General features: G+C 57.6%; 16 protein-coding genes. 7 read left to right on the top strand and 9 right to left on the bottom strand.

Features of this window, described 5'->3' with window-relative positions; genetic code table 11:
• Positions 1-243: 243 nt before the first annotated feature.
• Complete coding sequence (locus WH50_RS16215; protein ID WP_110188246.1) at positions 244-762, bottom strand: isochorismatase family protein; 519 nt, start codon at positions 760-762, stop codon at positions 244-246.
• Between the two features lie 501 nt (positions 763-1,263).
• Between WH50_RS16215 and WH50_RS16210 the strand changes: the two genes are divergently transcribed.
• The gene (locus tag WH50_RS16210; RefSeq protein ID WP_110188245.1) at positions 1,264-2,106 is read left to right on the top strand and encodes a DUF4197 domain-containing protein; all 843 of its coding nucleotides are present in this window, start codon (positions 1,264-1,266) and stop codon (positions 2,104-2,106) included.
• A gap of 134 nt (positions 2,107-2,240) precedes the next feature.
• Here WH50_RS16210 and WH50_RS16205 read toward each other — a convergent pair whose 3' ends face one another.
• Positions 2,241-2,474: a hypothetical protein gene (locus tag WH50_RS16205; protein WP_104155314.1), complete on the bottom strand. Its 234-nt coding sequence runs from the start codon at positions 2,472-2,474 to the stop codon at positions 2,241-2,243.
• Between the two features lie 130 nt (positions 2,475-2,604).
• Complete coding sequence (locus WH50_RS16200; protein WP_133251347.1) at positions 2,605-2,847, bottom strand: hypothetical protein; 243 nt, start codon at positions 2,845-2,847, stop codon at positions 2,605-2,607.
• A 157-nt stretch (positions 2,848-3,004) separates the two neighbouring features.
• Here WH50_RS16200 and WH50_RS16195 point away from each other — a divergent pair, with 157 nt between their 5' ends.
• The gene (locus WH50_RS16195; protein ID WP_110188243.1) at positions 3,005-3,295 is read left to right on the top strand and encodes a metal-sensing transcriptional repressor; all 291 of its coding nucleotides are present in this window, start codon (positions 3,005-3,007) and stop codon (positions 3,293-3,295) included.
• 9 nt (positions 3,296-3,304) lie between these two features.
• Complete coding sequence (locus tag WH50_RS16190; RefSeq protein ID WP_110188242.1) at positions 3,305-4,255, top strand: nickel/cobalt efflux transporter; 951 nt, start codon at positions 3,305-3,307, stop codon at positions 4,253-4,255.
• Between the two features lie 265 nt (positions 4,256-4,520).
• Here WH50_RS16190 and WH50_RS16185 read toward each other — a convergent pair whose 3' ends face one another.
• Both WH50_RS16185 and WH50_RS16180 read right to left on the bottom strand, forming a co-directional pair.
• Positions 4,521-5,210 carry an LrgB family protein gene (locus tag WH50_RS16185; RefSeq protein ID WP_110188249.1) on the bottom strand — a complete coding sequence of 230 codons (690 nt, stop codon included), beginning with the start codon at positions 5,208-5,210 and terminating at the stop codon, positions 4,521-4,523.
• Entirely contained in the window at positions 5,203-5,613 is a 411-nt protein-coding gene (locus WH50_RS16180; protein WP_110188241.1) for a CidA/LrgA family protein, read from the bottom strand. Before WH50_RS16180 ends, WH50_RS16185 begins: the two co-directional genes overlap by 8 nt.
• 129 nt (positions 5,614-5,742) lie before the next feature.
• Here WH50_RS16180 and WH50_RS16175 point away from each other — a divergent pair, with 129 nt between their 5' ends.
• Together WH50_RS16175 and chrA are read left to right on the top strand one after the other, a co-directional pair.
• A complete protein-coding gene (locus WH50_RS16175) occupies positions 5,743-6,627 on the top strand; it encodes a LysR substrate-binding domain-containing protein (RefSeq protein WP_110188240.1) in 885 nt (294 codons plus the stop codon).
• Between the two features lie 110 nt (positions 6,628-6,737).
• Complete coding sequence (gene chrA / locus WH50_RS16170) at positions 6,738-7,868, top strand: chromate efflux transporter (RefSeq protein ID WP_207780346.1); 1,131 nt, start codon at positions 6,738-6,740, stop codon at positions 7,866-7,868.
• Positions 7,869-7,956: 88 nt separating this feature from the next.
• On the opposite strand, the gene WH50_RS16165 is transcribed toward chrA, so the two are convergent.
• From WH50_RS16165 to WH50_RS16150, 4 genes are all read right to left on the bottom strand, one after another.
• A complete protein-coding gene (locus tag WH50_RS16165) occupies positions 7,957-8,646 on the bottom strand; it encodes a glutathione S-transferase N-terminal domain-containing protein (RefSeq protein WP_110188238.1) in 690 nt (229 codons plus the stop codon).
• Between the two features lie 52 nt (positions 8,647-8,698).
• Complete coding sequence (locus WH50_RS16160; protein ID WP_110188237.1) at positions 8,699-9,379, bottom strand: glutathione S-transferase family protein; 681 nt, start codon at positions 9,377-9,379, stop codon at positions 8,699-8,701.
• 93 nt (positions 9,380-9,472) lie between these two features.
• Positions 9,473-10,084, bottom strand: coding sequence for a TetR/AcrR family transcriptional regulator (locus WH50_RS16155; RefSeq protein ID WP_110188236.1), 612 nt, complete (start codon positions 10,082-10,084; stop codon positions 9,473-9,475).
• Positions 10,085-10,363: 279 nt separating this feature from the next.
• Positions 10,364-11,122 (bottom strand): DeoR/GlpR family DNA-binding transcription regulator, encoded by a 759-nt coding sequence (locus WH50_RS16150; protein ID WP_110188235.1) that lies wholly within the window; start codon positions 11,120-11,122, stop codon positions 10,364-10,366.
• A 225-nt stretch (positions 11,123-11,347) separates the two neighbouring features.
• On the opposite strand from WH50_RS16150, the gene WH50_RS26990 reads away from it, so the two are divergent.
• A complete protein-coding gene (locus WH50_RS26990; RefSeq protein ID WP_243410132.1) occupies positions 11,348-11,524 on the top strand; it encodes a hypothetical protein in 177 nt (58 codons plus the stop codon).
• The gene (locus WH50_RS16145) at positions 11,452-11,922 is read left to right on the top strand and encodes an NUDIX domain-containing protein (RefSeq protein WP_243410131.1); all 471 of its coding nucleotides are present in this window, start codon (positions 11,452-11,454) and stop codon (positions 11,920-11,922) included. Before WH50_RS26990 ends, WH50_RS16145 begins: the two co-directional genes overlap by 73 nt.
• Positions 11,923-11,997: the final 75 nt, after the last annotated feature.

Genomic DNA, 11,997 nt, shown 5'->3' with positions numbered 1-11,997 from the left:
CCCGCCGCTCGCCAGAGAAGCTGCTCAGCTCGCCCGCCTCCACACGGCGGGTGGTGAAGCCGCAGGGCTGTATGGCAGAGCACTAGCAGGTCGTTGAAAATCTATCTGCGTTGCCGAATACCACGTCAAAAACAGGCTCAAAATGCTCATTTAGTTCACTAAACTCCGCTTTTTCGCCTGTTTCTTGTGCCCTCGGGGTATTTCCTTGTCTCGGCGGCCTCGATAACGTTTTTCAACAGCCTGTTAGAAGGTAACCTCTGCCGCCGGTACCACGGCAATACTGCCCTGCCCCGCGAGGTGGTTGTTGAGAATACGGTTGTGGTGGCGGACGATCTGCTCCCCCGTCAGCTGATCACTGTCAGGCGTGGTGTGACCGTCGCTGACCAGTATCACTTCATACCCCAGTGCTGCCGCCGCACGGCAGCTGGTATCGACACAGTAATCCGTCTGCATGCCGGTCATCACCAGACGGCGTACCCCCGCCTGCTGCAAACGCTGATGCAGGGGGGTGTCCATAAAGGCATCGCGAAAATGCTTGCTCTGTGTCCAGTCTGACGGCTGCTGACTCAGCACTGGCAGAATGCCGGCATCCGGTTCCACCCGTTCATCCCAGACAAAGCACACCACGGCGTCCGTTTCCCGTGCCTGATGAATCAGCCGGTTGATGGTGGCAATCACCGGCTGCGGCTGCCAGGGGTTCTCATCCATCAGACTGACTTGCATATCGATGATCACTAACGCGGTATTTCCAGAGGGGTTCATAGCCTTCACTCAGCAGCAGGAAAGTTCACTTAGCAGGCTGTTGAAAAACGTTATCGAGGCAGCCGAGACAAGGAAATACCCCGAGGGCACAAGAAACAGGCGAAAAAGCGGAGTTTAGTGAACTAAATGAGCATTTGACTCGCTTTGCTCGCCCCTTCGGGGCCGTGCTAAAGCACGTTCAGCCTTTGGCTGTGAGCCTGTTTTTGACGCGGTATTCGGCAACGCAGATAGATTTTCAACGACCTGTTAGGGCAACATAGACCAGCCCGGACCCGCTGTCAGCCCAGACTCCTTCTGCCCTTGTTTACTCCACACTCTTATTTGCTCCACACTCTGCCCACTCTGAAACACCTTGCCCCGGCTCGTGCTTGGTCGGGCGTAATCTCCCTCATCTATACTCACTACCGACGTTGACAACCTGTTCTTGACGGGCTCGTGCTCATGCCAGCAGACCGGCTGACACAGCGCCGCTCGTTCAAATAACTACTTCAGGGACTGACCATGACCACTCCCCACAACACTGCCCTTCCCGCCACGATCCGACGCCCGGTACTGAGTGCCAGCCTGCTGTGCCTGACACTGGCTGCAGGTGGCTACGCCCATGCCGACCTCAACAGCCTGCTGAATCAGGGCCAGAAAATTCTGGAGCAACAGCAGAAGCAACAAGGCACTACCAGCAGCACGTCGTCAAGCAATTCATCAAGCACTTCATCAGCTTCGGCCTCGAACAGCAGCAGCCTAAGCCAGCAGACGGTAATCAGCGGACTTAAAGAGGCGCTGTCGGTCGGCACTGAACGCGCGGTCAGCAGCCTGGCCAAAACCGATGGCTATATGAAAAACACCAGGGCACATATCCCCCTGCCGGGGATGCTGGGCAGTGCCGCCGGGCTGATGCGTCAGGCGGGGCTGGGTACTCAGGTGAATGCCTTTGAGCTGAGCATGAACCGCGCTGCCGAGCAGGCCGTGACGCAAGCCACACCGATTTTTGTGGATGCCATCAAAAGTATGACCATTCAGGATGCACAACGTATCTATCAGGGCAGCGATACCGCCGCCACCGAGTATTTCCGTGGCAAGACGCAGGACCAGCTGGCCAGGCTGTTCCGCCCCAGTATCGAGAAATCCATGGCCAGCAACGGCGTCACTTCGGCTTATCAAAGCCTCAGCAGCTCCGCCAAAAGTGCCGTGCCGATGCTCGGCGGTATGAATCTGGATCTGACTGACTATGTCACCAATGCCGCCCTGAGCGGGCTGTTTACCATGGTCGGAGAGGAAGAGAAGCAGATCCGTAAAGACCCGGTAGCGCAGAGCACCAGCCTGTTGAAAACCCTGTTCGGCAAATAAGACAGGCCGGCTGGCGTAAAGGAATATATCTGAACTGAACGTAAAAATGCCGGTGAGGGGAAGCACCGGCATTTTTATCAGCATAAGCCCGCTGAGGGCATTTATCCGCACCTGAAGAGGTGCTTGCAACATGCTTACAGCGGGTACTTGCCCATGCGATAGCCCTGCATCTTCATGCAGTTATCGATCAGCGCGTCTTTCTCATCCTTGTCCTGAAACTTTTCCATGCCCACTTTGTACTGACAGCCCGCCTCAGCCGTGATGGCATCCTCGTAGGTTGCGCCGTCTTTTTTCCAGAAATTGATAACCTGCGGCTGAGTAGCACAACCTGCCACTGCCAGAACAGAAACGAAAACCAGCTTTTTCATGTTTGATGGACTGCCACGCGAACGCGTACCAAAGGGAAAGGAACAAGGTCTGCAATCACCTGACTGCAGGCGGCTGGCATTAAGCCATGCCGCCTGAGGGCTGACAAGACGAGTACTGAACGTTTTTTTGTTACGCGCCGATCTTGCCCAGCGTTTCCACCTTCAGCACCCGATGGATCATCAGCATAAAGCCGATAGAGGGCACCAGCAGGATCAGGGCAGTGATGGATGCAATATGATAATTGCCTTCCATACTGGCACTGTAGAGCAGCACCGGCAGGGTTTTGATTTCCGGAATACCGACAAAGATAGCACTGGCCATCAGCCCGGCAGCCGCCTGCATGCCCACCACCGAACGTACCAGCCCTATCATCCAGGGTGCGCCTGCTCTACGGCAGCATGATGTCGAAGAGGATGCGCAGCCGGCAGTGCCACCTGACGCACGGATTGCCTTCCGCCATGGAGTACAGTTAGCATAGCCGCACCACATCCCCCCAGGGGGGATAGATAATTACTTTCCGGAAGACACCATGACACATGCTACGGGAGCACATCCTCCCCTACAGGAATCACACCCTGATATTTTCAAGCGGCTGAAGAGAGCGGAAGGACATCTGCGCAGCATCATCACCATGATGCAGGAGCAGCGTAGCTGCGCTGATGTTGTGCAGCAGTTGCACGCTGTGGAGAAAGCGGTCTGTCAGGCCAAGCGCACGCTGATCAAGGAGCATGTGGACCACTTGCTGGAACATCTGGTGGATGGTCAGGGCGACCAGCAGGAAATCCTGGCTGAGTTCCACCAGATTACCCGTCACCTGTAGGAGCAGATCATGGATAACTTTGCCGCGCTGTTGCAACAAGGCAGCAGCCATGCCTGGCTGTATCTCCCCAGCGCAGTGGTACTGGGCGCTTTGCACGGCATGGAGCCCGGTCACTCGAAGACCATGATGGCGGCCTTTATCGTGGCGGTAAAAGGCACCGTCAGGCAGGCCATATTGCTGGGTCTGGCCGCGACGTTCTCCCATACTCTGATCGTCTGGCTGGTCGCACTGGCGGGGCTTTATCTTGGTCAGAAGGTCGATGGCGGAGAACTGGAGCCTTACTTTCAGCTGGCTTCAGGCTGCATCGTGTTGCTGACCGCAGGCTGGATGCTGCTGCGCACCTGGCAGGATAATCACCACCCTCATCATCACCACGATCACGATCACGATCACGATCACGATCATCACGATCATCACGATCATCACGATCATCACGATCATCACCATGGTCACAGTCACTCCACCCATGTCCATGCAGGCTTGGGCTTGCTGCAGGCCCAGACCGCCGCGCCGCTGAAGCTGGCCACACAGGCGCCACAGTGGCAGCAGTTCAGCGCCCTGACAGACAACAATGAACCGCTGGATGCCCATGCCCGGGCACACGCCGAGGATATCCGCCGCCGCTTTGCCAACCGCAGTGTCACGACAGGCCAGATCATACTGTTCGGTCTGACCGGCGGACTTATCCCCTGTCCGGCGGCCATCACCGTATTGCTGCTTTGCCTGCAGGTGAAAGCCATCAGTCTTGGCGCACTACTGGTACTGGGCTTCAGTATTGGTTTGGCGTTGACGCTGGTGCTGGTCGGAGTAGGTGCTGCACTCAGTGCCCGTCATCTGTCACGTCGCTGGCCCGGGCTCAACAAACTGGCCCAGCGTGCACCCTATATTTCCAGCGCGCTGATCGCTCTGGTGGGTCTGTATATGGGCTGGCATGGCATGATCGGTCTGGGGCTGGTGTAACAGCACACCTGCGCTCCATCAGCCTTCACTCAGCAGACGGCGGTACGCAGATAAAAAAATCCCGGCTGAGGACGAACCTGCAGCCGGGTTAAACAGGAAGAGGAAAGAGTAACGCGACTATTCCAGGGCGGTCAGACCCTGAGAAATAAAACGCAGCCGTCGGATTGCTCCGACGTGCCGCAAAACCTGTGTCCGTTGATTCGCCAGCAAGCAACAGTGCTCACTTTGCCCATCCGAACCTGCCGAACGCGATTCACGATCCTGATCAGCCCAGTACGTGTGCAAACAACGGCGCACCCATCACCATGGCAATGCCGGTAAAGATCATCGTCAGGCTGGCGATCACGCCTTCTTCATTGCCCAGCTCACGCGCCTTGGCCGTGCCGGCACCATGAGCCGAAGCGCCCAGCGCCACGCCTTTGGCCAGTGACGTACGAATACGTACTACCCTGAAGACCGGCTCACAGAGCACCATGCCGGTAATGCCGGTAATCAGCACCAGCATGGCAGTGATGTCCGGCACGCCGCCGAAAGTGCTGGCTGCTTCCATGGCGAACGGTGTCGAAACCGAACGCACCAGCATACTGTTAGCCAGCTCCACAGGCAGCGGAAACAACCGCACCAGCAGCCAGGACGAGAGCAGGCCCAATAGCAGCCCGGTCAGTACACCAATCACCAGCGTGACCGGATAACGGCGAATAATCCCGCGCTGCTGGTAGATCGGCACAGCGAAGGCAATGGTCGCCGGACCCAGCATCATCACCAGCAAATGGGTGTAGTGAAAATAATCATCCAGTGGGATACGCAATCCCATCACCAGCGCAATCACCGCCAGAGGTGCCACCAGTATCGGCGCCCGCCATACGACCCGCTTACGCTGATAGGCCAGCTTGGTCAGGTAGTAGAAGGCGACCGTCGCCGCCAGACTGAACAGCGCCAGCAGCGAGTCAGACATGGCCGCCTGACTCCAGCAGTCGCCGCTCATTGAGGCGCTGCTCCAGCGTAAAGACCCTGTCCACCACCCAGGCCGTACCTGTCAGAACCATCATCGTCCCCAGTACTACCGAGGCCAGAATCATCAGGCCATCTTCGCGGATCAGCATCTGATACTTCAGGATTGAGACTACCGGCGGAATAAAGAACAGCAGCAGCTCACCCAGCAACCAGGTGGAACCGGCCTGCACTGCCCGCACGGGCAACACCCGGGTAGCAAGCAGGAACACCAGTATTCCCAGGCCAATCACACTGCCGGGAATACTCCAGCCGGCGTGGTTAACCCACAGGTTACAGAGCCACAACAGGCCGCAGAACAACGCCAGCTGCAGTATTACTTTGCAAAAGGAGGTGGTCTTGGCCATGGAGGTATCTTCCACTTAGTCCGATTAGCTTTGTGCTGCGACTGCACAACATGGACTAAAGTGTAAGGGCTGCTTTTAAATAAATATAATGAATGTTAAATATGAATTTCATAACTAAAGGTCATCAAATTGGACTTCCGACAACTGCGCTATCTGGTCGAGATTGTTGCCTCCGGCGGCTTTGGCAAAGCTGCCGAGCAGGTACACCTGACTCAGCCGGCATTGAGCAAGGCTATCCGCGGCCTGGAAGAAGAGCTGGACGTTTCGCTGCTGGAGCGTGGCAAACGCGGTGGCACCATTCGCCTTACCGCTGCAGGTGAGGTTGTGCATCGCCATGCGGTGCAGCTGCTCGAAGGCAGGCAGCGGATGGTCAATGAGCTGCACGCCATGCGCAATCTGCAGGGTGGCGAGCTGCGCATTGGCCTGTCACCGCTGGGTAGCGCCGAGATGTTTGCCCCCGTCATTGCCCTGTTTCGCAGCCGTTATCCGCAGATCGATATTCATCTGATGGAACGTGGCGGCGCTGAGCTGGAGGATGCATTGCGTAACGGTGAAATTGAGCTGGCCACCAGTCTGATTCCCAGCAAGGACGACATCGAATGGCTGCAGATTCGTGATGATCCGATGATGGTTGCGCTCCCCGTCAGCGACCCGCTTTGCGCCCAGCACACTCTGCAGCTGCACGATCTGGCCAGTACGCCACTGGTCGCCTTTGAAACCACCTTCATGCTCAACAAGCTGATCCACGATGCCTGTGTCGCCAGCGGCTTCACTCCGCATGAAGTCACCCAGGTCAGTCAGGCGGATTTCGGGCTGGCTCTGGTCGCCGCTGGCGCAGGAGCCATGTTGCTGCCGAAACTGATCGCCGAGCGCCATGCCCTGCCGGGAGTGGTCATCAAGCCACTGGACAGTTCCACCCTACGCTGGCAACTGTCATTGATCTGGCGCAAACGTGCCACCCTGTCGTTCGCTGCCCAGACCATGCTGGAGATGATTCGCCAGCGATTCGGCTGAGAACAGCGGTATTGGGTTACGGGCATCACTGGCATCGTGCTGTCACGGGCAGGTGCTATTTTTCGGGCTGACCACCACACGGGGAGAACGGTACAGTGCGGGTGATATTCATGCTGTTTTTGCAGCTGGGCTGTCTCAGTTTTGGCGGCCCGGCGGCGCATATCGGCTACTTCCGCCGGGCCTTTGTCGCACAGCGCCAGTGGCTGGATGATGAGGCCTTTTCTTCTCTGCTGGCACTCTGCCAGTTTCTGCCCGGCCCGGCGTCAAGCCAGCTGGGTTTTTCCATTGGCTATCAGCGCGCCGGGCTTAAAGGTGCCATTGCTGCTTTCGCGGGTTTTACCCTGCCCTCCTTTGTACTGATGTGGCTGGTGGCGATTGCCGGTCAGCACTGGGCCGGTGTCGGCTGGGTTCAGGGGATGTTGCATGGTCTCAAGCTGCTGGCCGTGATTGTGGTGGCCGATGCCGTCTGGGGCATGCTGCGCCAGTTCTGCCCCACCGCTCTGCCGCTGGCTCTGGCCCTGTCTGCCGCGGCGATCCAGTGGTGGGCACCGGGTATCGGTAGCCAGTTGCTCACCCTCATCACGGCAGCGCTGCTCGGCAAAATACTGCTGCCGCCCGCCACACCGCACTCTGCCAGCACGGAGAAGCAAGGGGGCCGCCTTAGTCGCCTGCCACTGCTGCTGTTTCTGGCACTACTCGTGCTGCTGCCGTGGCTGGCCAGTGCTTCACCCTGGCTGATGCTGACCAGCCAGTTCTATCAGGCCGGTAGCTGGGTGTTCGGTGGGGGACATGTGGTGCTGCCGCTGTTGCAGCAGCTGGTGGGACATACCCTCAGCAATGACCAGTTCCTCACCGGGTATGCGGCAGCTCAGGCCATGCCCGGTCCGCTGTTTACGCTGGCGAGTTTTCTCGGCGCCAGCCTGATACCTGCCCACAGTCTTCTTGCTGCCCTGCTGGCCACTCTGGCGATTTTTCTGCCCGGTTTTCTGTTGTTACTGGCCGTGTTGCCCGGCTGGCAACACCTGCGTCAGCACCCCGCATTGCAGCAGGCACTGGCCGGGGTCAATGCCGCCGTATCTGGTCTGCTGCTGGCAGCGCTGTATCAGCCGGTCTTCAGCAGTGCCGTCCAGCAACCCGGTGATCTGGCCTGGATCGTGTTGGGATGGTTCGCACTCAGGCAGCTCAAACTGCCGTTACTGGCAGTGATAGCCGCAATGATGCTGGTAGGTATGGCGTTCTGACCGGTAAGAACAGCAGTGAAGTCTGCATCGGCATATTACCGATGCAGACTTTATCGTCGGTTAAACGTACTGAGTTACAAGCTCTGCGTTACACAGACTGCCCAAACAGCAGCTTGCGCGCTTCCGGCGTCAGCAATGCTGAGGTATCCGTATTGATGCTTTCCACCAGCTGGTAGGCACGCTGCACCGCCGGACGGGCTTCCATCCGCACCAGCCATTTAGCCATGTGCGGGAAGTCCTCGATGTTCTGCTTTTGCCCTTCCCACAACTTGGCCCAGGGGAAAATAGCCATATCCGCAATCGAGTAATCACCTGCCACGTAATCCCGCTGTGCCAGCTGTTTGTTCAGCACGCCATAGAGGCGTGCGGTTTCCTTCACATAACGCTCGATAGCATAGGGAATCGGCTCTGGCGCATAGCGGTTGAAGTGGTGATTCTGCCCTGCCATCGGCCCCACACCGCCCATCTGCCAGTACAGCCATTGCAGCACTTCATAGCGCTGACGACCGGATGACGGCAGATACTGGCCCGACTTGTCCGCCAGATATTCGAGAATGGCGCCCGATTCGAACAACGCCAGCGGCTCCCCGCCATCAGCCGGCGCCTGATCCACAATGGCCGGAATACGGTTGTTGGGAGCAATCTGCAGGAATTCCGGTTTGAACTGATCGCCCTTGCCGATATGGACGGGGAAAATCCGATAGTCCAGCCCGGTTTCTTCCAGAAAGATAGTGACCTTGTGACCGTTGGGCGTTGTCCAGTAATACAGATCAATCATGATTGGCTCCTGTAGTTAGCCAGATGTCAGATTTCATCGTGAGACGACGGGCTCAGGCGGTACGCACGACCGTGCCCCGCTGTGCTTCATAGATATTCAGCAGGCGGTTGAACCAGTCATTGACGGGCGCATTGTCCTGCCAGGGGGCGATACCAAGGGTATAGGCCCACATGAAGTAACCGAACACCAGATAATCCGCCCCTGCCGGCTCATCGCCATCAAAGTAGGGCTGCGTCTTCAGCACCGCCGCCAGTACGGGCCACGCCGCCTCCAGCAATGCCTGCCCCTGCTCGGGGTTATCCACGTTTTCCAGCGTGTCACTGAAGAACGCCTCGCGGGTGCTGCGAAAATACGCGTGATCCTTGGGGTCACTGGCCTGCAGCACGCGCAGCAGCACCATTTTCAGCAGACCGCCACGCAGCACGCTGGTACACAGCGCATCGATGGCCTTCGCACGGGCGCTGGCCACCGCATCACCGAGCAGGGGCTGTTCAGGGTACTGGCTGTCGAGATAGGCAAAGATGGCCAGACTGTCGTACACCACGGTGTCGCCATCACGAATGACCGGCACCTTGCCCTGCCCGGAGAAGGCAATCAGCTCCTTGTCAGTAAAACAGGTGGGGTTGCTCCTGAAGCTCAGGCCCTTGTGCACCAGTGCCATCCGTACCCGCCAGCAAAAGGGGGAAAACAGATGTGCCGGATTGGCACCACACAGCTCGTAAAGTTCGATCATTGTTGTTCTCTCGTCTTTCGCAAAAGCACTCCGCTCCTGCTGTTTCGGGATAGATTTAGGTTGTCAGATCGTTAACACGCGCCACAGCAGGCATCACTCCGCCAATGGCAGACTGCTAATCACCTGATCAATAACCGCACTCAACGCTGCCGCAGAGACCCCTGCCTTGACCTGGGTTCGCAAACCGACCATCAGGGTATGCAGCGTCATCGCGGTATTTTCTGCCCACAGGTTCCGCCGGGGGTCATTGCCCTGCCCCTGTCGCAGGGCTTCAGCGATCACTGCTCGAATAGCCACCATGCCGTTGTCGATGATGGCTGCAAGTTGCGGGTCCCGCTGCGAGAACTCGGTGGCAACATTGACCAGCATGCAGCCACGCGGCACCCTGGCCGGTTGTCCGCTGTCATCACCACCGCACTCACGCAATGCCGTGCCCAGCCACTCCCGCAGAAACGCCTGTACCGTTGCCGACGCCTGCAGCTGCTGACGCAGATTGCTGACGCTGTGCTCGGCATAACGCTGCACACAGGCATGAAACAGCTGCTGCTTATTACCAAAGCTCTGATACAGGCTGCTCTTGGACAGGCCGGTCGCTTCCAGTAGATCCTGCAGGCTGGTGCCGTCGTAACCCTGCTGCCAGAAGGTGCGAGTGGCGGCCTGCAATACGTCGTCTTCTGCAAATGTTCGTGGACGGCCACTGGCCATGCTGTTGTCCTCTGCCTTATCGGGTCTGCAAATCAATTTAGGACCAACCAGTCCTAAATTGATTTGGCGTTTATAAGGGCGAGTTATTCAGCGCACAAGGAGGAAGTCTGAAAAAAGAGAGAATCAGAAAAAACGAGGTCATCAGAAAAAAGGTCAGCAGGCGGGCAATGGCGTTCTGGCATCGCCTCAGCGCCAATGACAAAGCAAAACGTGCAATTTCGTGCAGAGAGTTAATACAAGACAGCGCCAGCAGACCACCGCTGGCGCCTGATGATGAGGCTATTCACACAGGCTGACAGCAATTCCGAGGTCAGCCAGCGGCTGATACTGCGCCGGGGTAGTCGAGTGGGTAACCAGTAGCTGCGACACCGCCGTCGCACTGGCAATCACATAAGGGGACACCTTGCCGACCTTATCAGCCGTGACCATCAGCACTGTTTCTGCCGCCTGTTCGATCAGCGCCCGTTTGATCTGAGCCTCCTCCAGATCACCGGTGCTCAGGCCATAGTCTGCATGAATGCCTGTTACGCCGAGAAAATAGGTATCAGCACGGATGCTGCGAATTGCCGCCAGCGCTGCAGCGCCGACCGCCACGCCCGAGTGCTTGAACAGCTGCCCGCCAATCAGCACCACCTGTATCGCCGGGTGGCTGATCAGTTCCGCTGCGATTACCGGGCTATGGGTAACGATGGTAGCCCGCAAATCTACCGGCAATGCACGCACCAGTTGCAGTGTCGACGTGCCACCATCCACAAAGACCACCTGATCAGGCTCGATCAGTCTGGCGGCTGCCCTGCCGAGCAGCGCTTTCTCATCACTGGACAACTGCTGCCGACCGGTCAGATCCACCACCGCCGGAGAGGCTGGCAGAGCGCCGCCATGAACACGCTGCAGCACACCGGCTTTGGCCAGCTCGCGCAGATCGCGGCGGATAGTATCTTCCGAGACCCCCAGCTCCTGACTAAGCGTCTTGGCGACAACGTTACCCTGCTGCTGCAGGGTGTTGAGGATGTGCTGCTTACGTTGTTTGGTCAGCATGAAGGGCGGTCCATCTCCGGGAAGGTTGGTTATTGTGGCGGAATCTACTTCGTACAACCACACAACAACCACACAACAACCACACAACAACCACACAACATCCACACAACATCTGCACGATATTGCACGCTTCAAATTGACTCCACATGAAATTGCACGATAATGCACGAACATTCCTGAAATCGTACCCAGACCACCTCACCCCTGTGGTGAAGGAGCATTGCTATGGCCATCGCCGACCGTATTCGCATCAACGAAGAACGCCTGCTTTCCGACAACTGGTACATCCTGAAAACCACCTCGTTTGATTTTCAGCGCAGCGACGGCGAGTGGCAGACCCTGCCTATGATCGCGGCAACGGCGCCACCCTGCTGCTGTATAACCGCCAGCAGCGCACGGTGATTCTCACCCGTCAGTTCCGCTACCCCGCTTTCGTCAATGGTTACGCAGAGCTGCTGGTGGAACCCCCCGCCGGGCTGCTGGACAACGTCGCCCCCGAGCAGCGCATTCGTCTGGAAGTCGAGGAGGAAACCGGCTTTCGCATTCAGCAGCTGGAAAAGGTGTTCGAGGCGTTTATGAGCCCCGGTTCAGTAACAGAGAAGCTGTACTTTTTCGTGGCCGAATACCGGGCAGAAGACCGAGTCAGTGAAGGTGGCGGTATCCACAGTGAAGGGGAAGATATTGGTGTGTTCGAGCTGGGCATCGAGGAGGCACTGGCACAGATTGCCGACGGACGTATCTGCGACGGCAAGACCATCATGCTGCTGCAGTATGCAGCCCTGCATCTGTTTGCAGACTGAGTAAATAACGCCTTCGCCATTGGGCTGCTAGCCACGGCACTGCTACAAAAAAAGAAGGCGCTGGTCCGGGAGAAC

The organism is Pokkaliibacter plantistimulans (assembly GCF_003194385.1).
Taxonomy (GTDB): domain Bacteria; phylum Pseudomonadota; class Gammaproteobacteria; order Pseudomonadales; family Balneatricaceae; genus Pokkaliibacter; species Pokkaliibacter plantistimulans.
Note: the sequence above shows the minus strand (reverse complement) of the source record. Positions and strands in the feature narration are given on the sequence as shown.